We start from the raw sequence: 23,065 nt of genomic DNA on the forward strand, positions 1-23,065 counted from the left end.
TCTTGTAGAGCTAACTCTTTGTCCTATATATAAGGCTCGTGGAACGAACAAATGGAACAATTTTATATTCAGTAATATATTAAGTAATATCTTACTGAATATAATTAACAGTTAAGTAAACAAAGAAACTTAGATAGTAGTTAGGATAATATGAATTGAATTTATTAGAAGTTAAAAGCGTAAACAAGGGCACTTCCTTTTCATGAAGCCTCCTTGTTTTTTTGTGTGGGGAGAGTATTGTATCACAAATACAAATTTAATAATTGTTGCTTTTTGCTTTTTCAGCTTTTTTTCTGTATATACCACATTTTCCTTCAATATCCGCTTTCGAATTAATTTCTAGTTAGAACAGAATGTTATTAAAAATTAGCCCTATGTTCTTGTCTATCCCACCACTGGTTATGACAAGTCATTAGGCATGTTCAACTTTTGGTTTTGTTCTAAATTGGATATGGAGTATATAGGTTTGCGTACTTCACTTAGAAAAAATTGAAAATATTGCAACTTTTGTTATGTATCTATCGTCTGTACTTATATTAATAAGGAGGTGAAATTATGCGCTGGGCACCTATTGTACTAATCATTTCTTTTTTATTAGCTGGTTCCTGTAATAATGTCGAATCTCTAAGTAAGAATAACGTAAAGCAACCTACAGATTCTACACTTACAATGGAAGCCATAGTATTAGGTAATGCTGTCACACAATTATTAATCACTGAAGATTTAGATAATCCTGAAATAGCGTCTAATTTAAACAAGATGGCTGAGCAAACTTCTCAAGACATTATTAGATCGCAAAAATATGACTTATTTTGGCTAGACCTAAAAAATGTCAGTGAAACTGATATTAATATCCAAGATTTAAAGGTAGGCTCCAAAATTCGCTTCAAGGTCCAAAATGAACAATTGGATACTGTACCTCCTACAATTACTGCACAAGAAATTCAAATAATTGATTCAAAATAATACAGATATCATAACTCTGTTTATATTTCACATGAATATTTCAAAAAAAGTCGTCAGCTCTTCTGTAGCAAGAGAGCACTGACGACTTTTTTCATTCCTAAAATCAGTTATAATCACTTCACCGTATTAGATGTGTACGGCGTCCATACCCCTCCATAAGCAATTGCGTTTGCGATATGTGTAAACCTTGTAAATGGAGTCCCGCTTATCTCTCCTCCTGAATGAATACCCATCAAAACACCGTTATACCAATAAGGTGCACCACTGTCTCCACCTGCTGAGTCTATGTCAGTTTGAATGTACCCCATTCCTCCATTCATAGATGTATTTAGACTAGTAACCTCTCCACACAAGAAACCTGATCTTGCCCCAGACAAACAAATGTTATCACCAACATCAAGCGAGCTTGGACTAGATTGATACGAAGTAATTCTGCTATCTGTCCACGAATACTTGTATACATAGTTTGAAATCTTTTTTCCTGCGTCCACTTTGATAACTCCGATGTCTGCTTTATCTCCTACATACTGATAATGCTTTGTACCTATTAGCTCACCGCCTTGATAGACGTTTGATCCCCAAGAGTTGAAACAATGACCAGCCGTAATAATAAAGCGATCATTTCCTTTTGTAGCTAGGGTACCTAATGTACAAAACGGGCCCGTTCCTGCCTTAGAGTCAGCACTATTATTGACAATAAGCAAACCGCCTGCCATCGTATTTAACGTAGAAGTCCGAGCTTCTAATTTGTCATTGGCTTCTCCAACAACTACTTTGAAAATACTAGGTTTATACGCTTTTAATGAATTATAAGATGTTTGTTTTTTTAATAGATTTTCTTCTATTAGATCAACATTTTTCTGATCTTCCACCTTAACTATTACAGAATTCTCTTTAACGGCAACAGTTACTTCTTCTATCGGGATACCTGCTTCCCTGCTTTCCTTTATAAGTTCTTCATATGCACTCACTAATTCAGCTTCCGAAAAGTTCGCTTCTCGAAATTCTAAATATTCGCCTGGAACAGTATCTTCGATTGCTTTTTTAATTCTGTTTGTCTCATCGTTCATTACCGAGAAGCTTATGATAAACTTTAAACCGTTAGACTTTTCTTGATAAAAAGTCCCGATGTCACTATAAGACTCTGTAATTTCATTGTTGGGTCCGCTGGTTGTGATAACCCCATTCTCCTTCATCATTTTTGAAATTTCATCACCATATTTGACCATCAATTCATCTCTTTCCTGAATATAAGCCTCCTCTTCTTCAGTAAGAGCTATACTATATTTAGGGATTGTATTCGTTGCATTAGGGGAATTAAGAGCTGCCCTGATAGTTTCCTCAGAGTAGTCAAGATTATTAGATTGCCGGTATCGCTTATGTTTATTCACAACTGCATCACTATACTCCAATTGTTCCAAAAACTCTGGATCCATGGTTTCCAAGGCACTATTACTTAAAAAATGACTCTCCTCGAATTCATTATATTCTGCCGCTGCTGCTCCAGAGAGTAATGAAAATGATAAAATGATGGCACTTGAAATGGTAAGTATTTTCCGTCGTTTTATGTTCATTTGTTAGTTCCTCCTCTAATTATTATTTATAAGTAAATTGATATAGAATCGTTATCAGAAATAACGACCGACAATATTCACCTCCAGAATAATGAATTTATTAATAAAATAATACAAATATATTATAAAACAAGAAATTTATTTGGGCAAATTAACCAAAAAAGAGAATTAGATACCCTGATTCTTTTCAATTGTATTAATTAATCTGCTAGAACCTTCAAAACCCATTCAAAACTGTATCACCTTTTTGTCTATCAAATTTAGTGAAGTATCACAGGAGATTAAGTGTTTTCGTGGTATGCACCTGGATAACACTCGAGAAGAGGTAAAAAGAACTTGAAAGATTACTCCTTCAAGTTCTCAAATTTTAAAATCATGTAGATCTGGCTAGGCAAACTCACTTTCAAAAGCTGATCTTCTTCTTCAAAACCTTTGAGAATTTCGAAAAAGAAATTATTCGTTTCTTCTAGTGATACAGAACCAAAATTCGTAATCCAAACGTTTCATCACATAATAAAATTTCAATGTTGTGAATTGGATAAATTTACTAATTATTAATATATAGACATTACTTTATATTTAAAAATATTACGTTAAAGGCATCTCCGTTTGCTTCGCGCATTTTACATATGGATTCAGAAACAAAAATTCTATTAAACACTACTATACATTTTACAAGTCCCTACTTCTTATTGATCTGCAAGCTCATCAGTATTAGCTGACGTTATGTATCATTGGAAATGCCTATCCATCTGTTATGTATCCCTGTAAAATAGGTTAAGGTGAATCAGTCTTAATCTGTTCAGCGACGTGTTCAAGCTATTACATTAACATTTTATTCTCCTCTATCTTTAAACAAGCTTGATCTCGTCCGTATACAATTTTTCTATCTTTGCAACACATTATGACAATTTAAGTATGGAATACAGGAGGACAAATATACTAGTGATACAATTGAAACATATATTGAATTAGTGAGCTGAGAAAATATAATAAAGACGTTAACAAGGAGGCTCCTATAAAAGGTGCCTCCTTGTTAACCATTAAAAACCTATTGATTCATTTAAAACTTTATAAACAACTGTCGCTGCTTGTGCACGTGTAGCTAGATCTCGGCTAGCAAGTCTATTATTTCCGAGCCCATCAATAATTTTATGATCAATAGCAGTTGCAAGATCAACTTTAGCCCAAGAACTAACCACTTTAGAGTCATTATACTTTCCTAAAATACTGTTTGCCTGAGTGGTTGTCATTTCAGGGAGTGTTTTCAATTGATTAAATGCACGTACCGCTATGGCTGCCATCTGTTCACGAGTTATATTTTGGTTAGGTCCAAAGGAGTCAGAGGTAATACCCGTTATTAGAGCTGCCTTCCATCCCTCATCCACTACAGCATAATACCAGTCATTAGTATTTACATCTGAAAAGGGCTCCTCTCCCACATTAACTGTATCCAAATGTTCAGAAATGGCTTTAATAAGCATTGAAGTAAATTCAGCACGTGTTACATATCGATCAGGTCTAAATGAATCATCGGGGTAACCAGAGATAACTTGCTTTTTTGACATAAAATCAAGGAGCTTAAAAGACCAATGATTCTTTATATCTGTAAAGCTTTTTTTGAAGTTCATGACAATAAAGTCGCCATCACTTACTCCTTTAGATCTTTTCACTTTTTCCTCTGTTGTACTAGGGATTAACGTAAATCCTGAAATCTCATCGAAACGATAAACGTTGGCTAGTTTAACATCAGCGTCACTGTAGATTGGAATTTCTATGTCCAGAGGATTGTATACACCTAAAGGACCACCAGTATATTCAAAACGGATAAAACCACTAGCAGGTATATATTCATCCTCATAGTTCACTCCAATATTGGCACGTGAGATGGTAATACTACCTCCGTTATTCCAATCTCTCAAAAGAGTTAAATCCGCTGTAGCATAACCATTTATAGACATGAGCTTGACCTTTACTTTTCGATCTTGAAGCAGTTTAGTTAAATTACTATCAATATTCAAATTTAATAAATCATTCAAACCTGTTTTTTTAGAATAGTCTACTACGATCTCCGAAACTTTAGAATTTGAACGGAGTATCTTCTGGATAGCTTGAGTATCCAAGTTGACCGAGTGTAAACGACCCGACCCTTGTCTGGAGAGCGTTGTGGTTGCACCAGCACCATCAGTAACAACAACATCTCCCTTACTATCTACCGTAAGACTAGTGTTCCCTGCATATGAGGTACCAGAAGCAGCATTATTATTGACATCACCCGTAGTAGAATTCGATGTGCCTAGGCGGATAATATGAAGATTATAAGTTTTAGTAGTTATGCCGTTAGCAGCAGTAATGACAATGGGGAATACATTAATACTTTCTTGTCTTAGGTTTAAGTTTGTTGAGGATCCAACCGTAACGTATTTACCATCCAGATTGATCGAGCTAAAGTTATCGGATGGGTTGATGACGACATTTAAATTAGTAGCATTGGAGCTCACATAATCTACAAAAACTGAACCGTTCTCTGCAAAATCCTTACCATTAATGAGTATACTTCTGATATTAGCGTTGTTATTGGCTTCAGGCTTGGTTAAAACGAATGTATAAGATTTAGATGCACCATTTAGGGAAGTCATTTCAACAAAGATTGTATTGATTCCCGTTTTCATCTCCACAACCAGACTTCCTGAAGAGCTAACTAAGTTACCATTAATCTTAGTTATAGCACTATTGAATGCTGTTGTTTTTACACTCACATACGATTGAGTAGCCTCTACACGTCCAGTGTAGTAGGACTTTTCTGTACTAAATGGATGATCAACTGTTGCACCCTCAACCACAATCGACTTCAACCCGGTATCATCCAGATTTATCGTTTTTTTAACGGAAAACACATAGTTTTTTACGTTGCTCGGCACATCAATGGATTGTACCTCAATAGTAATTAAAGTTATTTCTTGATCAAGTGTGATCGGTAATGAAGGTGTACCATTGGTAACTACAGTTCCATTAACACGAATTGTTGTATTTGAGTCCATGGCATAAGGTGTAACCGCGATACTTTTTTCTGAAGTATTGACGGATGTCGTATATGTATAGATATCAGGATTAAATTCTCTATTCATATCTACCTTTGGTGAAAAATCAACACTAAAAAGCCGACTTTCTCCTATTTCTTCAGCAAATACCTGCATAGGTAAAGAGAATACGAACATTGCCAGCACCATAAAAAATGAGATTACTTTCTTTCCTTTTTTCAAACTAATCCACCCTTCCTCTTAATGTATCATTGAATGAAACAAACGAACGCAAAAAGGGGCCATTGGATTGTTATCCAATGACCCCGGGTTCTTCCACGTAGGTGTCATATTATTCAATTAAGTTAATTATATAGAATAACTGGAACTAATTCAATGATTTTTATTGTAGCATCCTTTACATAATCAGCAGGTGGTTATTTATCCATCTTCTGAACTTCTCACATGTGTTCAGTTCAACAAATGTTGCTCACTCAAATGAAGAGCAGCAATAATATCTAAAGGTTTTTCAATATCTCCGATTTTAAATCTAGTATCTCCACTTGGTAGTATCCTCTCTTGCATTGATTTAAAGGATAATCCAACGACCATAAATTCTCCTGGGTACATACCGATAAAACGACTTGGAATACGTGTTTCCATTAACATAAATTACTCCTCCATTAATCATTTTGAAAAAAAAGAAGCACCTACAAATTAGGATAATCCTAATCAGCGGTGCTTCCGGCTGTCGTATCTATTCATTTAATAAAAATTATTATAACAGAAAACACTAAAATATAGAACATATTACTAAGAACGTGACTGTTTTACTTGAGTGCTTTGAATCTATCACTGATATTAACCGTCTAAAAAGTTAGGATCGTTTTTTTTCTTTTGATGAACTGGAACATGTTCCTTACAGACTGTATTGTTCCAGCGTACTATCTTTAGATAGTCTAAATCATCTTGTGAGAGCACAACGCCACATTTAAGGCAGTATTTCACTTCAATATTGCCCGTGTCTGTTAGACTATGTCCTTCAGATTGATCTTCCAAGCTTTTAAGACCAACTCCTGGATTTTCCGCCCATTTACGATAGGGTGCTAAATCTTGATGTCCTACTGCAAAATAATCTGCAGCATCTCGAAAAGCGTCACTTACCGCTGAACGAATAGATTCCCTATAGAATTGAATTTTTTTATTACTTTTATCCCGTTCTAGAACTGCAAATCCTTGTCCTTCAGAACTTGAATTCAGAATGTTCAAGACACCGCGCATTTCAATTTCATCCGTTTCCTCATGGTAGATGGGTTTATCAGTAGTAATTCTCCAAGACCAATATGGTCCGGCAGCTGACCTTACCCTATATTGAATGGGATGAACAGGAATATATGCGCTGCGTGCATTTGCATTTTTGAATTCGACCGTTTTAGGAGGAAATGGTGCTGCTAATTTAAACATAATTTCAGCGTGAATTTTCTCTATTTCTTCTCTAGATAAGTTATTCAACATTGATATCAATCCCAATATATAGATAGTAGAATCATTTATCCAAATCATATCATAATTGATGCATCAAAAAAATCATTACTATCCTTACGGGATTGGTTCTAATCACGTATGTCTACTAATTAGTAGGCAAAAAACGAGGAAATACCCTCGTTCTTTGAACAATACGTATGAAAAGTATAGATTCTACATTAATCGGTATCATGAACTCAAAAGTTTCAGCGAGAGTCTCACTAGGATTAAGATTTAACTATCACTCTGAGAAGCTGGGCATAGTTAGAGATTCATAAATCTTCTTGAGATATCCCGCCAGGTACAATTTTTTAGATTAATTTCATCTATAAGCTTGGAAGTAATTTAGGAATAAGTAATACTACTCCCAATGTGAGTGGCGAAAACATTACGAGTCCAACACCCATTCTCTTTCTTCCTGGATTTTTCGCAGCCATCAAACGAACAAAAATACCGATATAAAACATCGTTCCAGTTACAGGAATGGCAATCCATTTCAGCCCATTGAAAATGATCGAGCCAAATGGCATGGTTGAATCGACAAGTTGCTTTACTGATTGTCCGGTAGAAGTTTGGTTGGGTGCGTCCCCTACGAATGTATGAACAATCGCCGGTACGTATGCAATGAGGAAAGTTCCAAAACCAAACGCAATCACAAAAAGCAGGCCTCTTCGTTTTCGAATTGGGTTTTTCCCGGCAGTCAGTAAAAGTATAAATCCAAGTCCAAATAAACAAGCAAAAACAGGAATCCCTACAATCTGAGCTAGTCGAATAACCTGGAAGACAGATTGCATTATATTCTCATGCATAATGAAAATATCCACCTTTCAAACGCTCTTATTAATGAGTATTTTGAATAATCATCTCTATATCATCTACTTTCCAGCCATCTCCACGTCCTTCATCCAAAAGAACTGTCTTCATGACAACTGTTTGCACACTTCCTATCCCATTGAATTCTGTAGTAAGTGAAAACTTATTTAAGACTTCAGTATGATTTTTATCAGAAGAAGGATCATGTTGTAAATAAGCTTTCATGTCACTTACCGTTGAATGAACTTCACTATCAGGAGGCAGTTCTATTCCTGAAGGAAATGTAGATCTATATCCCTTCTCAGTTGTATAAGGTCTTATAGCTTTATAACGTTGATTTGTCGTTTCAAAGTTAAAGAATCCTTCGACAAATAGCCTATTCTGTTGCATGATTGTCTGTTCTTTCATTTTTTCTTGGTTGAGACTACTGGTGTAAGCCAACGAGCCAATACCTACTCCGCCTAATAGGACAATTGCTAACCATACTGCATAAAAACTTCTTTTTGTCATGGTTTTTAAATTACTCCTTTCGGTAGTATTATTTTTCAACAAGGCGACGATATCCGAAGAAAGGTATCTTTCTCCAACGGTGCATAGTATCAATACTTACGCCATACGTACTTCCTGAATTGATAAACTTGCCATCTCCAAGATACATGCCTATGTGTGAAGGACCCGCCTTATAGGTAGACCAAAACACAAAATCCCCTGGTCTGGCATCTTCGGCTCTTATTTCAACTGTTTTATCATATTGATTTCTTGTAGAGCCCGACAAATCAACTCCGATTTGCCCAAAAGCAAATTCTATAAGACCTGAACAATCAATACCTTTTCCGAATGGATCTCTTCCACCAAATAAGTATGGATGCCCGAGATATTTAGTCATAACGTCTAGTACCTCTTGTACATCAAATATCTGGCCATCATTCGGAACTTTTATGACCGTACTTGTTGCATTATAGTATCTCATCACGTTATCTACATAATTGGGATCACCATATCCCTTTGAGCCACTTATCTCTCGCATCATTAAACTGAACCCTAATGCATTTTCCTTAGAATATCCACCAGCGTTTAGTGCATATTTAACGTAACCTAAACCATAGTTATACGCTTGGAGTGCTATTTCCACATCTCCCCCAGCAGCTTTATATACTGTTGAGAAGTGATCTACCCCTACTTTGATTGATAATTCAGGATCGGTAATATAATTACGCGGTTTCCCAATTGATTCGGAAGATTGCATAACATCTAGCAATTTGCCTCCAGACTCCTGCATGATCATGGCTAGCAGCAACTGAGTATGTTCCTCTAACCCTACCATTGCTAGATACTTCCTTACTATAGGTTCATATCTCAAGACCACAGCAGGAACTGAAGCTGTGCCTGGCAACCAATTACCACTATAGTTCGCTGATGCCTTACCTCCATATAAAGCAGGATTCCAATCAGGATCAGCAACGGATATAAACTCATAGAATAATTTCATATCATCTTTATCTACCCCGAGGTTAATTAGTATTTGCTGGAACTTTTCACCATCAACCACAAAGTCCGGGACATAGCGATCATCGACAGTAGTATGATCATATTGCTGATAGGTGGTCGTAGTACAATCACCACTAGTACTTGTACCCACAAGATCCCATTGATCTGTTATTGTCGTTGTACCCCCAGGATAGTACAACTTCAGGGGCTTAATATTCATATGGCCGTAATCCAATGTAATATCTGATAGCACATCATGTGCTTTTCTGGTGCTTTCTGATCGAGTCTCTTCAGTTGTCGTATGTGTAGATGAGTTACCTTCTCCATCTGTAGTTGTAACCGTACACGCTACAATAGATTTTGTTCTTTCCTTATCATCGGAGACTGTAGTATAAGAAAATGAGGGTTGAAAGCTCTTAATCAATTCTTCGGGTTTATAATCAGATAGTTCAACTTTCTTTTCATTTACCATGATTTCATAGCGAACAAGAGATGCAGGTATGCCCCAACTCGGTTTTACAGTCTTCACAACTTGATTAAGCCAGTTTTTATCTGCTTCAATCCCCCAAAGTTCAGCAACTGTTTTATCAGCTGCAGATTTGAACTCTTTTTCATATTTTACATCCGCCGCATGTTGCTCTTCACTACGAGCATTCCCACCTAAAAACCAGTCCGCAAATGGAATGGCAGAGAGGGCAGCTAAAGTAAGAAGAATAGCTAAGATTATTACCAATCCCCAAGGGCCTATCAATGAGACAATAAGCTTCCCAATCGATAATACAAGCTGTTTCAAGAATTTCATGAGTAGTTTTTTTAGGTACTTCCCCGCTTTTCCTACCGCTTTAGAGGCTACTTTTGTACCGCCTTTTTTTAATGCTCCCCCTGCTTGTCCAGCAGCTTGACCGCCTATCTCATTCGCACTCAATTTCTCACCCCACAATCGCAAGAGGATATCTCCTACGAGACATCCTCAATACCCACCAAATTTGATTAAGATATATCACTTGTTCTATTTCCCTTGTTATATGCACCTGATTGAGCCCATGCAACTCGACTAGCACCTTGCATTAGATTCCTACCGGTTGCTCGCGTAGCTTGCGGTATCTTTCCAACCATATCAGCCACTTTGTCATCTCCACCTGCTTTGCCTGGTTGTTTATGATTGAAGTAATCTTCAGGATTAAGTCTTCGCATGTCAAACGTGTTGTCGGAGTATAGCTTTTGGCCACCACTGTCAGCAATATAAGCCTCACTGCTTCTTCCAAGATCCGCTGTTGATCCACTCATCCCAACTAATGCTCTCTCAGTTCGTGGCCTCACATTGACCGGACTAACAGTACTCGGGTGTTCAATAGATCGCATATATGAACCGTTCTCTTGACGATTCCATTGGCCGTCTTGTTTCGGATTACGCATCTGATAATCTACCATTCGTTGTTGACCCGTTTTGAGAGAAGCATCACCTGCACCATAGCCCCCAATTTTCTCCCATTTTCCAGTTGACTGGTCCTTGGCTTCATACCAGGAGCGGTCATTCGTTTGGTTCCATCGAGCTTGACTCCCACTGAAACGTGGATCTTCAGAGAGACTATTTAATGTCATCCCACGTGGACTCATCGTTCCATCAGCTCGCATTCCACTTCCAGAATCAAATGCTCTTTGACGGCTTACACCTGACAACATTTGTCCCATAGATTTACCAGCTGTTCCAAACTTATTGCCAAGCGTACCACCGATTGCTCCTCCGAGTGGGCCGGCTACCGACATTCCAATCGCAGCACCTACACCACCTGCAAGCATCCCAGTAGACTCGCCAAGATTACCCATCAACTGACGTCGCTCTGCGAGATCATTCCATTTCTCTTTCACATTTGACATTTTCCATCCAGAAGAAGTTCCGTCTGGATTTTGTCCTTGACCCGCGTTCCGAATTGTACTGTATGCGCCATGTAAACCTTTAGCTGAGTTTCGAGTACCTTGCAAAACACCGGTTGCTAGCTTAGATCCCACTGCAGCACCAGCTGCCACACCAGCGCCCCCAAATGGCAAACCTACAGTACCCCCTAAAATCCCGCCAGTTATTGAGCCAGCCTTTTTGATTTTGTTAAACGCCGACCCACCCGCTGCAGCCTTACTTAAAGTAGATGCACCGACATCGTTCCCCATAGATACTTCAGATCCGCCTGGCGATTCCGTTCCCCCACCTGTTGAACTTGTGGTGTTTGTGGTACGCCCTTTTCCGGACATATTCATGACACCTTTAGATAACATCATGGCTCCGCCGATAGCCCCCAAGCCCATAGCATTCGCAGCTCGACCTACAGAAGAACTCGAGTCTCCGAGGTTAAGCCACTTACTTACCATGCCGGTTATAGGAACAAACATAATGATCATGCCAAGTTTAAATATCATTGGGCCCATCCCAGAACCTAAATTACCTGCCATTTGGACGAAAACGAATAGAATAATCGCATGAATAGCCGGTAGAAAGATATTTCCGCACAATTCTTTAATATAGGTACCAAAAAATGAACGCGTTTTTGCAAATAACAAACTGTAGGCTGCAAAAGGCGACATCACACAAAGGAGAACAATGATTATTTTTCGTGCAATGTAAATAAAGTTAAGATATGCTGAAAGGCCCCACTCTGCTAAGAATACAAAGAGATCTCCCATCTTAAATGAGTATGCACCATCATTTGTAGCGGTTGCGATAATAGAAACTCCATCTAGAGGTTTTCCTAGCCCTTTAAGCGTAGAACCCACGCCTTGTACAATTCCCCAATTCAGTGCCATCAACGTATGGAATAACATCCAGAAAAGACCCATAAAAAACGCGGATGCTACATACATGTGGATATCTTTCCAGAAATCTTCTTTCGACTGAGGACTGTGTGCTTTCATTCCAAACTTTAAACTGGACATCATGATCGCTAGCATCAAAATGGTTGCATAGACTCCTGAAAACGTAGCAATTAGTGGATTGATGACATGATCCATTTCAGATTGATAAAAGATGCCATCAACAAGCTCGTCTTTTTCATTTTCACCGAATCCCCATGTCTTGTAGGGATTACCAAACACCAAGTTTTGGATGCTATTAATACCAGGTATCTTAAATAGATTGTTGGCTTGTCCGATAATAAAACCGTTCATTAGGTTCGCATCATCTTCTGCTTTGTCTAACATTTCTTGCGTTTTCTCTCCGACCAGAGCTCCACTGTTATCTCCGCCACTACCGAGTTCTTCAGGGCTGAAAGAAACATCTGAACTTGTCCCATCGGTTGTACTTAAAGGTGTTGCTCCACTACTTTTGCTTGTCGATGCAGCCACGGTTTCTGACGTAGTATTCGTTGATCCGCAACCCGCAAGCAACATTACTAAACACAATAATGCCAGTAGCAGATTCGAACGGTTCATCACGCCACACCACCTGCCGGTATATGAGTTTTATCTTCAAGCCAACCTATCATGTCTTCACGAGTTGTCTTTTTCTTCATCGGAACTTCGACGTTTTGGTTCGTATTCAGGTATACCCATTCTTCAGGAGTCGGTTCAGATTGGAATGAAACGATCTGTTTACCGGCTTTCATGAGCACTTGACCAGTTGAAGATGTCCTGATGAGATTACCAACATCTTCTGAAAGCCTGAAAGTATTGAGTATCGGGGAAATATCTTGATCACTTTGTCTCAAGAAGCAAACCGTATCAAACTGAGCCACGACATCTCTGGCTGCTTCTGTTCGCTCAAACATTTCATATCGTTGAGACACTAAAGTAAGAGATACATTCCATTTCCGTCCTCTGGCAGAAAGGATTTTAAGCCATTCCATCATGGATGCATACTTGATCATCATCCATGCTTCGTCACAAATAACCCGCTTTTTCACTTTCGGATTAGAAACGATGAATCTACTCCACACCCAAGTCATAAGAACGTGTTGAGCTAAAGGTCTTTCTATACCATTACTTGAAAGTTTACTAATATCAAAAGTAACCACAGGTGCGTCATCCAGAGAGACATTATTTTCGGATATAATTCTGGTTTGGCCATCGAACATACCAAATGCTTTGTTTCTCGTGAATAGTTTTACTACGTTACACAGTTCACGGAGCTCCTCACCATAATCATTCTTAGCCTCATGTAGAAGTGCATCATACACATTAGTGATCGTCGGCATTTCAATTAACTTTTTGCGGTACGTAATAGAGCCAAAGTCATCAATATGTTCAATTTGTTCGTAAATAGAGTCTGGATCCTCCGTTATCCCTCGAGAGAGATATAATTCTTCCAAAATATCATTCAAGACCCCGATTTCGACAGCGGTTAGTCCCCTATTATCTGGCGTCAATGATTCTTTCATGACTTTGAAGAATTCAAGAGCTTCTTTGACCTTCTCATTTAAGTTAATTTTCTCATCAATAAACTCATCTTCTGTGCCTTTGTTCTTGATCTCTTTTTCAGGAAAAATATCGAGTGGATTAATTCGACTAACATCATCTTCTTTGGATGGATAGATCGGAACGACCACTCCACCAAGAGCATACGTTAATTCACGATACTCCGGCTCAACATCGATGATCACGTTTTTCATAATACCGTCCATGTAGCCCCGTGCAATAATCTGCTTTACCAACACGGATTTACCTGACCCGGACACTCCAAAAATGCCAAGGGAATAGTTATTTAATGATGCATCAAAGTTGTTATAGTAAACATAATCACGACCATAGCGACCAATAGGGAATCCACCTTGATGATTCAATTTAGATGATGCGTGAGGAAAAATGGCCGTTAGCGCAAGCTGATCCAAATTGCGATCAGATTTAGAAAGATAGTTTCTTCCCAGTGGCATACATGAAAGAAAAGCCTCTTTCTGTCGATCAAAAGCACTTATGATTTCAATAGATTCACCGGATACAGCATTGTCCACTTCCACACACTTCGCGTTAAGCTCATCCAAAGAATTTGCGTAGACACTTGCTTGAATGGATACATAATAAAGCCCATTTTGATTGCTCTTTATCTGACGTTGAAGGAATTTTGTATCATCGCGCTTCTGAACGGAATCATCAATTTTGGCTTGATCATTTCGATTTGCAGCAGAATAAATAACTGTATCTAGTTCGTCAATTTTATCTTGAAGCTTCTTGATCGCAACGTTGCGATCAATTGGTTCGATATGTACGGAACAATCCAAATCGTCCCCACTAAAGAGTGCTTCGAGCCACCCTATTCGAACCGTACGTGGGTAACCACTCGGTTTAACAAAAAAGGACCTTCCATATTTCAGATTCCCAAGTCCCGTTTTCAAAGTGAAATAATCACTCTCAAAATGAGCTCCATCATTCAACATATTGTCAACGATAGAGGGGAATGAAAGTGGTATATCATCTTTACTGCCTTTGCGCACATCATCAATTTGCAACTTCGATGAGTCCTCTTGCTTCTTTTTCAGACGCTTGAACATAGTCTCGCACTTCCTCCACTTCATATACTAGATCTTCAAATCCAGGCATGGTAGTAACGTCGACAGTAATATACGAAGATAGTTTTTCTCTTCCATGTGTAACCAAATCATCAATCGGATTCAATACCATTCGATCCCGGTTTAATGCTCTTTTCATTACTTCCATAGCAGAGAGTGAATCTAACAATTCCGCGTGTATTTCGCATTGTCTTAACATCCCAACTACGGTTGCCGCACGTTGATATAATTCATTTCGAATCATTTCTTCGCGTTGTTCGGGTTTGAGCGCTCCCATCTTACTAGGCAATGGTACGTAGGTGATCACATAATACACTTTTCGAGATATTCGAAATTCTTTTTCGGATTTGTTCTTGATATGATTAATTACTTTTGTGTTGTAATCCATAGTTTGTGCATTACATTTTTCTAAGTTAGATTTCCAACGGTTCTCTTCTTTCCGTAGATCCTGCCTAACGGCTTGCCCTAAAATCTGAATTGGGAATCGTACAACTCTGAATAAACTGCTGTATCCCAGAATTGTGGATTGGCGAGCTTGAGCACTCAAAAGATCATAATTGACAGAATCTGTAGAGACGATCAGGCAATATTCGTTATTTCGCTTAACAAAGATGCCTTGTTTAATATCCTCAATCCCGATCAGATCCTTCATGTCCTGCCGATCTTTTTTGAGTTGCTTCTCCTCGTGTTTATTGAGGTTCTTTTTTTGATGCTCTACGGATCCAGCACTCACTTCCTCAAGATGCTGTTTTCTTTGCCATCCAATAATAGGTTCATTCTTGTCCATCCTCTTTTTTGCAATCATTAGGAATACCAGCATGAGTGCCAGGAATCCCATCATGCAAAAAATAAAAATCTGCATTTAAGGTCCTTCTTTCGTTTAGTTATGTGTGAACGTTTTTTGAGAGCGTAGAAACTTAATCCTGGAAACGACAAACTCACTCGCATATTGCTCATGTTTATCGAACTTAAAAAATGCAAAGAAAGCTGCAATGGCACCTAGGATAACAAATAAAATCAACTTTCCTATCCACTCTGCACCGCCATCCAAAAAGGGAAGCCCCCCGAAGATGAAAAACACTCCGCAAAACACGAGTGTAGGAAATATAATTAAAAATTGTCGAATCGACAAGACAGCCAAAATTGATTTTTCCTCTTGAGTGATATCAATCGGTACGACTATTTCATTGTTCATAATCAACCCCCTAGTGAATGAGAAACGGTCACCGTTACCTATATGATTTCAGACATATAGCGTCTTCATATCCGGCAGTGTGACCATTACCCAGTGCATTAACTTCTACTTCGCTGAATTTGATAGACCAGCAATAACATCCGCGAAGGTTGCGGCACCGAAGAAGACAAATGCCCCCGCAGCACAACCCAACAAAGCTTTCCAATACGTTGCTGCCTTTTGAGGATTAAGCGAACCAAAGATAATCATTACTGCGTAATACATGACAGCCAGTACAAAACATGTGCCCCCTACGCCTCCAAAAATTTGTACAATCAACTTGAGAGGTTTATTAACCTTATCGACATTAGCTTTTTTAGCTACGTCTCCATTGGGATCATACATTTTTCCGTCCTTTAAATCCGAGTCTATTACAGTGCCATTGGCACTCGCGCTATCATGAACTACAAGACCGAATACTGGAAATAGAGCGAACACAAGTGCTAAGGTTAATACAATTTTTTTTAACAAGATAATTCTCCTTTCGCTTATAAGCGGTGTTAACATATTTGTTTTAAAACATGTGTTACTGAGTTAAACTCAATTTGTAATCACAATCTAACGTACATTCCCCCTTTTTTGGGAACAAAAAAAAGCACCGCCAAACCTTTGGAATTGATCCAAGGTAGGCGGTGCTTCCGCTTGTCAGTATTAAGTTAGTTAAAGAATAATCTACTATGATTATCCTTATTAAGAGCTTTAATGTCAAGAGATGTTTTAATATCTTGCATGGTGTATCCCTCGTTCTACAATAAGTTCACCATCAGCATACTCCCCATTCTCCTCAACCGAATAATTAACTAGAATAGTCGCATGATCAATTGGATCATTTTCTTTCAGTACAGAATCGAGAATCATCACCAATGTTTTTAGACCTTTTCTGCTCATTCCAGTAGGAGTAGAACTTTCCGATTTCCCCGTACACACATCCATATTCTTAGGGCTTAGAACCTTCTTCTCTAAAACATGATTAATGGCTAAGCGGCCGCTTCGTACGGAGAACTTCAATGAACCTTCTTTCTTTTTTGACATTACTAACGGGTAACACTCCACTAATATAGCAGCCTTGATTTCTTCAACTAGTATACTATTGTCAAGTGGCTTATTCATTACCTCGCTAATACCACCGGTTCTTGCAAATTGCTTTGACATCTTCAACGCCTCCACTAAATGTATATGTAATAGGTCAAAAGATTTAAAATATAAAAAAGTAGTGCAAATATGAATCTATTGTAAAAATTATGTATGTAAATATTTCGATTTCACTTTTTCATATGGGTAAATATGTGAAACTTCATATGAATGAAATCATTTTACACTCCTGTTAGAAGATTGTCGATATGAATTTGCGAAATATTAGGAATTTTGACTTATAACAGTGTATATCTCCGCTTTCTCAAACAACCAATAGTCATATGTACCTATCGGATATATGAGAAAGCGGAGAGCGTCTAAACTCCCACTGTTATTAGTCTTTTGTGAGCATTCGTTTCCAGATCAATAAATTTGTTTGCACAAAACAAGTTCGATTTAACAAATGAGCCTTCTACAAGGTAAGCACCCTCCATTTCAGGCATTCCCTGAATCTGGATTTGTTGTTCTGCATATTGTAGTATTGTGACGCCGTTTATTTGGAATAATCTCCCCATCATCACATCGTATTCCCCAGTCGCACCTAACGCAGGGGTCGTTGATATCTTATCTACGAGCTCTGATCCATATTTATCTCTCAAAGCCCAATATTCACGTAGTCCAATAGGGAAATTTGAGCGATTCACAACCAATTTTGCATTGATTGACTCAGCACTTAACTGTTCTTTTCTGGTATCAACCGAATGAACTTTCTCTTTAAATTCCTGAGAAATATACGTTGATTCAATTTCATCACTGATACCACTACTCGCTTTAGATTTCCCTTCCAGCATTAATTCACTTTTCTCATCAATTGCTTTAAACAGTTCCTCCAAAGAGTGATTGAGAGCTTCAGGTAGCTCTGACACTTGAAAGACACGTGATTTATTTTTCAATTTAGTATGATTCCCCTCATATTTTGATTAGGTTAATTTAACTTCAGAGTTCCTCTATCTTAAGTTATGTGTTGTTTATCAAAAGTTACTACTCTTTTAATAATTCACCTTTGAACTCAGGGGGGGTAAGATCTATAAATCAGGATAACTGGGTTTATTGACATAGAACGAAAATTAATTAAGTCCTGATTAATTAGAGGAAGAGTTGTTCTGTTAAGTCGATAAACCAACATTTTTTATGTATAGCATAAAAAACACCTATAGTGGGTTATCCGAAGAGTAAACTCCACCAAAGGTGTTTAGAAATAAGGTACATATATAATAAAAACCCTATAAGTACATAGAAGTATCCAAATGATACTTAAGCACCTAAAGGGTGTATTTAGACATAGATATTCCAATAAATAATTCAAAGTTAGAATGACCTGCTTGCCTCATGGCTCAGGTAATAGAATAATTAAACAATTGATATAGTTCTATAATACCAAATATAAATCGACTCGACAACACCATAAACGAAAAGAACAGAAAAAAACGAGTTCCTAAGCCACTACTTTGAAGTGCATCCTAGAATGAACATGCGTAACCTTAACCGAATCGTAGAATGTGTCGTACGAATGAAGGCTAGCCAGTAGTTGAACGTTAAAATCTACTGACCCGAGAGTCTAAGGCAGTTAGGCCTAACCAGAATTGGGTGACCATCGTTGCACAATACCAAGCTGGTGAGCGCAGGTAGTATCGTTAAATCGTGTTGAATAACGAGATTGTCGCCTACTACATCGGAGAATAAAAACGAAAATGAGCTTATACATCACAGACTTTGCTAGCGCATATACCAATCAAATAGACATAACTATAATGGTCTTTCACAGCGACCAAAGATTCCAGTACGTATCCTCACGTTTACTACGACATGCTACTATGTCACGTCCGAATAAATGCATGGTCAATGCATCCATAGTGAGCTTCATCTCGCATCCCAAAACGGAAGGGCTCCTCTACATCTACAACCGGAGACGACTGCAGCATAAATTAAATAAACTGGCGCCGGTTGAGCACCGGCGCCAGTTTGGTATTTTTTAATTGTCCTCTAAGTGTGCTATTGACCACTTCATACTGGGACCTTTACAAACACATGTAATAATCTGAGTAATTCAGTCATCTCTAGCATTCGCTCTTGTCGGGTTATTATAGAACACTAGAGTTCAATAAGGATTGAATTTTCTTTCCCTATTTCCGTTTCTGTTCCAGTCTCCGGTAATCCGAACATCTCATGATCAGCAAACTTTTCAGAAATAGGTTTTTTCGCTACAAAAGAGGTAAGCTTTGTTCCTGGAGCTTTAGCAGCATAAGCCTCTGCCTTCCCCTGGAAGGTCATGATAATCTTCTTCACTTGACTCAAATCCACGCCCTCATTAAGTACAAGACCGCCTCGATCCTCTCCAGGTACCTCTATCGACCATACTGACAATAAACCTGGCATAATTCTGCTAGTCCCGTCACCCACAGCACCACCAGACTCATTCCGAATGAGTTCCTTCGGTTCTATATCACCTGTTGCACCTCGATCCGGAGTTACTTCATATTCAAAGAATCCATGGCTCTTGTTGTGTACAAAGTCAAAACGTTGACCATACGAATCTAGAAATGTTGAATGACCTGAGTGAGTATATTCAATGTGAATGCTTCCTGCGGCATTCCGTGCACCAGGTATCTGAATGTGGCAGTCACTAACCATCATGTGAGCTTTACCTGCAATTCTCTCCCGAATGAGCTGGTTATCCAGTGTCAAGGGGAAGAATGCCGTTCCATGTGCTCGCAGCGTTTCAAATTGCTCTGGGAAAGATGCTTCGTTAAAGATAACCGTCACGTTTTTGAATGGTTGCACCGGATTTTCTGAAGCATTTAATGCGTTTGTCAACTTAACGGTCATATCAGCATGAATACGACTAAGCTCAGCAACGTGGCTATCTTGAACAAACGGGAAGAGCTCTTGGCTCAGGACCATATAGCGATATGCTTGGTATTCTTGATACAGGAAATCTGTTAACGCTAGCTTTAAGCCGTTGTACAGGTCGAAAATATACGTATGGAATAGTGGCAAGCCCGCATCCACATCATCTCCCATTACCTGCTTGATTCGGTCTTGATCTGCACGTCGTTGTGCCATTTCGGCGAATAATTTTGCTTCTTCCAAATGTTTAGCTGTCACAGCTTGTTTTTTGCGCTGGTATTCTTCAACGACGTTGAGATATTGGTTAAAGGCCTTACGATATTCTTCCACTTTATCTTCCGGCATTTGATCATAAACCGGTTTTAACATCTCTTCGAATTTCTCACGTGACATGGCAAGCATGGATGAAGAATATCCAAAGGAATCACGCGCTTCTTGCATTTGCCCCATCAGATTGTAAATCTCTATTCCATCCTTTATAATTGCTAACCCCGAAGAAGCGGCGATAGTCACATTTTTAATGGATTTAGAAAGTTCCTCTTCTTTTTTCTTTTTTTCTTTTTCTACCGTTTTGGCGTTTTTGAACGTATCATCTATCACAATGGTCTTGCCTGTATCCCAGTAGTTGCTCATTGCTGATGCTATGGCACCGCCTGTTTTGAGCGCCGTTAGGGCAGGGGTTACATTGGTAACCAGGGCTACGCCGTTCACTATCAAATCAAATGTAGCCTTCAGGGTGGACAAAGCAAGTTTCTTCCTTAGCGCATCTACAAATTCTTCAGCCACTTTCTGGAGCGACTTCTCTTTTGAAAGTATATCTTCATATAGCTTGTCAGCTTCTATTTCCAAGCGCGCCCGCTCTTTAATTGAATCTTGCCTTTGACCCTCGATATCATTAATTCGATTTACTGCAACGGTGATGGCATCGTTTAATACTTTTAAGCGCCCTCTTTGATCGTTCTCAGCCAAGATGTAATCACGATATAACGTTTCAGCTTGTTGAGCTGCGTTTATCAGATTGACACCCAAGTCTTGATATTTATTTAGAGGCATCAGAGGCACCCAATTCCATGGATGGCTAAAATAGTCTAGACCCTGTCCCAACTGTGTAATAAGGATCATTGCTTTATTTCGTAGTGCTAGCCATTGAATGGAAGCGTCCAGCATGTCGCTTTGGAATTCAGAATAGGTACTTTGAGCTCGTACCTCATTAAACCAGGACTCATTCGGTATTGTCTGTTGCAGCCAGTTTAGTAAATCGGCAGCTTCTTCGAGCTTATCCTCACTACCTGACAGATAAGCTAATCCTGCCTTATGTAAGGTTAATGTTTGACGTTCAAGTGAGGCACTTAAGCCAGTTTCTAAATCTACAGGAGAGAGTCTCTTACATATTTCCGTATCGGCGATTTTCGCTCCATAAAATTGACTATACCCAATCTGTGCAATAATGGATTGAGCAGGTTTACCATCAATCGCATGTTCTGCGCTGATCCCTACTGTGCCATTTACGCCGTCCTTTCCATTAGCGGATCTCTTCGTACTGCTGCGCTTTGTAACGCTTGATTTCTTCCCTACCGAGACTGTCTCCAGTTGAAGGCCACCTATGCCTCCCTGACATCCAGCTCCTGCTTTTCCGGGCAAGGTTGGGGCTCCAGCGATACCCACTTGCGTTTCCATCGTTATTCTCTGCTCTTCGCTTGAAACCACATATCCAATAAAAATATGTCCAGCGTCTCCACCATTCCCGGACCTTCCTGCGTTACCACCGTCTCCTCCATTACCTCCATCGCCACCCGATGTGGAATGATCATTAAACCAGAATATATGGGTTTCACCATCCCTTCCATCATCTCCTGGCCGGCCATCCATCCCGTCTCCTCCGTCTTGCCCGCGACCTCCATTACTGCCATTTGCTGAGAGATTCAATTCTCCTTTTAGATTGAAGCGCTCTGCTATCAGTACAAGATGCCCGCCGGACATCCCATTGGCTCCACTGGAACCGTCATGACCCTTTCCTCCATCGTCTCCACTTTTGATCGCTTTGATGCCGGAATCGGCCTTTGGTTCTTGTACGAAGTCCTGATCCGGAGGAACGGGTAATCCAGACGTGCTAATAGATATGTTTCCATGGGAAGAAATAACTCTCGCATTTATCGTTAGATTACGTCCAGGCAAACGTATCGATCCATCCAGATGGACGGTATCTGCCTGAACCCAGTAGTGAGCTGTAGCATCCGAAAAGTAATCTTGCTTTAAGATTAAATCGGAAGCTGTTAGATAAATAAATTCTTCTTTTTTTCCCCGCTGAACATTGGAATACAATGACTGAGTTTTGACTTCTGCAACTCCCATTCCTGGTTCCTCCCTTAGGCCTTGATAATTATGAGCATCATCTTTATGTAATCCAAAAGTTCTATGTAATAACTTCTGAAAAGTGATAATTATCACTTTATACCTAATTATAAGTTAATTTTATCCATAAATATAGATTTTTTTGTTAAGTTTCGACTTTTATTTCACAACATGCTTTTTATTAAATGTTAGTTTTCTTATATCCCTAAAATGATTTTATTATGACTTATTCCTTAACATTTAATATAGATACCTCTTTAATAGTTATGGGCTGATGATCACTTTAAGCAGCGTATTGAACATAAATCATCACAACTACATGAAGAATTCATGCACAACGTTATAATCTCAATGCTAATTAAATCTCCATGTTGTATTTATTATGTTTTTCTATCCCATAATAAAGAGTCGCCGACAAGTAGTTAGTTCAACGTGGAGATAGATAGCACACAGTACTCTAATAAACTTCTTCCAGAACAAAAAAACCACGTCTTGTTTGACATGGTTTTTTTGTTTATTCATTTACTCCTGATAGACAACTATACTTACATTAGAATTGTTATCTTCTGGCGTACTTGCTGTAAAAATGACATTATGATCCATCGTGGTGACATTCCACCCGGC

General features: G+C 38.7%; 16 protein-coding genes. 1 reads left to right on the top strand and 15 read right to left on the bottom strand.

All coding sequences use genetic code 11. The annotated features are described in order from the left end of the window. Positions 1 to 555 precede the first annotated feature (555 nt). Complete coding sequence (locus CXK86_RS20735; RefSeq protein ID WP_101314471.1) at positions 556 to 966, top strand: hypothetical protein; 411 nt, start codon at positions 556 to 558, stop codon at positions 964 to 966. A 113-nt stretch (positions 967 to 1,079) separates the two neighbouring features. On the opposite strand, the gene CXK86_RS20740 is transcribed toward CXK86_RS20735, so the two are convergent. The 15 genes from CXK86_RS20740 to CXK86_RS20810 form a co-directional block, all read right to left on the bottom strand. Continuing rightward, positions 1,080 to 2,540: a S1 family peptidase gene (locus CXK86_RS20740; RefSeq protein ID WP_101314472.1), complete on the bottom strand. Its 1,461-nt coding sequence runs from the start codon at positions 2,538 to 2,540 to the stop codon at positions 1,080 to 1,082. Between the two features lie 1,043 nt (positions 2,541 to 3,583). Then, a complete protein-coding gene (locus CXK86_RS20745; RefSeq protein ID WP_101314473.1) occupies positions 3,584 to 5,803 on the bottom strand; it encodes an S-layer homology domain-containing protein in 2,220 nt (739 codons plus the stop codon). A gap of 228 nt (positions 5,804 to 6,031) precedes the next feature. Next, on the bottom strand, positions 6,032 to 6,229 hold the full coding sequence (locus CXK86_RS20750; RefSeq protein WP_091037065.1) for a hypothetical protein: 198 nt from the start codon (positions 6,227 to 6,229) through the stop codon (positions 6,032 to 6,034). Between the two features lie 192 nt (positions 6,230 to 6,421). After that, positions 6,422 to 7,123, bottom strand: coding sequence for a hypothetical protein (locus CXK86_RS20755; RefSeq protein ID WP_180361829.1), 702 nt, complete (start codon positions 7,121 to 7,123; stop codon positions 6,422 to 6,424). A gap of 287 nt (positions 7,124 to 7,410) precedes the next feature. Beyond that, a complete protein-coding gene (locus tag CXK86_RS20760; RefSeq protein ID WP_091037060.1) occupies positions 7,411 to 7,893 on the bottom strand; it encodes a hypothetical protein in 483 nt (160 codons plus the stop codon). Between the two features lie 31 nt (positions 7,894 to 7,924). Further along, positions 7,925 to 8,407 (bottom strand): hypothetical protein, encoded by a 483-nt coding sequence (locus CXK86_RS20765; RefSeq protein ID WP_101314475.1) that lies wholly within the window; start codon positions 8,405 to 8,407, stop codon positions 7,925 to 7,927. A 28-nt stretch (positions 8,408 to 8,435) separates the two neighbouring features. Next, positions 8,436 to 10,325, bottom strand: coding sequence for a bifunctional lytic transglycosylase/C40 family peptidase (locus tag CXK86_RS20770; protein WP_257467969.1), 1,890 nt, complete (start codon positions 10,323 to 10,325; stop codon positions 8,436 to 8,438). A gap of 50 nt (positions 10,326 to 10,375) precedes the next feature. After that, the gene (locus tag CXK86_RS20775; protein WP_101314476.1) at positions 10,376 to 12,805 is read right to left on the bottom strand and encodes a hypothetical protein; all 2,430 of its coding nucleotides are present in this window, start codon (positions 12,803 to 12,805) and stop codon (positions 10,376 to 10,378) included. Continuing rightward, positions 12,805 to 14,856 carry a VirB4 family type IV secretion system protein gene (locus CXK86_RS20780; RefSeq protein ID WP_223200057.1) on the bottom strand — a complete coding sequence of 684 codons (2,052 nt, stop codon included), beginning with the start codon at positions 14,854 to 14,856 and terminating at the stop codon, positions 12,805 to 12,807. Before CXK86_RS20780 ends, CXK86_RS20775 begins: the two co-directional genes overlap by 1 nt. Next, positions 14,804 to 15,736: a hypothetical protein gene (locus CXK86_RS20785; protein ID WP_091037047.1), complete on the bottom strand. Its 933-nt coding sequence runs from the start codon at positions 15,734 to 15,736 to the stop codon at positions 14,804 to 14,806. Before CXK86_RS20785 ends, CXK86_RS20780 begins: the two co-directional genes overlap by 53 nt. Before the next feature lie 18 nt (positions 15,737 to 15,754). Continuing rightward, positions 15,755 to 16,069 carry a PrgI family mobile element protein gene (locus tag CXK86_RS20790; protein WP_091037044.1) on the bottom strand — a complete coding sequence of 105 codons (315 nt, stop codon included), beginning with the start codon at positions 16,067 to 16,069 and terminating at the stop codon, positions 15,755 to 15,757. A gap of 105 nt (positions 16,070 to 16,174) precedes the next feature. Then, positions 16,175 to 16,579 carry a TrbC/VirB2 family protein gene (locus CXK86_RS20795; RefSeq protein WP_256332399.1) on the bottom strand — a complete coding sequence of 135 codons (405 nt, stop codon included), beginning with the start codon at positions 16,577 to 16,579 and terminating at the stop codon, positions 16,175 to 16,177. Between the two features lie 246 nt (positions 16,580 to 16,825). After that, complete coding sequence (locus CXK86_RS20800; protein WP_101314477.1) at positions 16,826 to 17,260, bottom strand: hypothetical protein; 435 nt, start codon at positions 17,258 to 17,260, stop codon at positions 16,826 to 16,828. Between the two features lie 299 nt (positions 17,261 to 17,559). After that, positions 17,560 to 18,135: a hypothetical protein gene (locus tag CXK86_RS20805; RefSeq protein WP_101314478.1), complete on the bottom strand. Its 576-nt coding sequence runs from the start codon at positions 18,133 to 18,135 to the stop codon at positions 17,560 to 17,562. Between the two features lie 1,198 nt (positions 18,136 to 19,333). Continuing rightward, entirely contained in the window at positions 19,334 to 22,441 is a 3,108-nt protein-coding gene (locus CXK86_RS20810) for a hypothetical protein (protein ID WP_101314479.1), read from the bottom strand. Positions 22,442 to 23,065: the final 624 nt, after the last annotated feature.

Source organism: Paenibacillus sp. BGI2013 (assembly GCF_002843485.1).
In the GTDB taxonomy this organism is placed as follows: domain Bacteria; phylum Bacillota; class Bacilli; order Paenibacillales; family Paenibacillaceae; genus Paenibacillus; species Paenibacillus amylolyticus.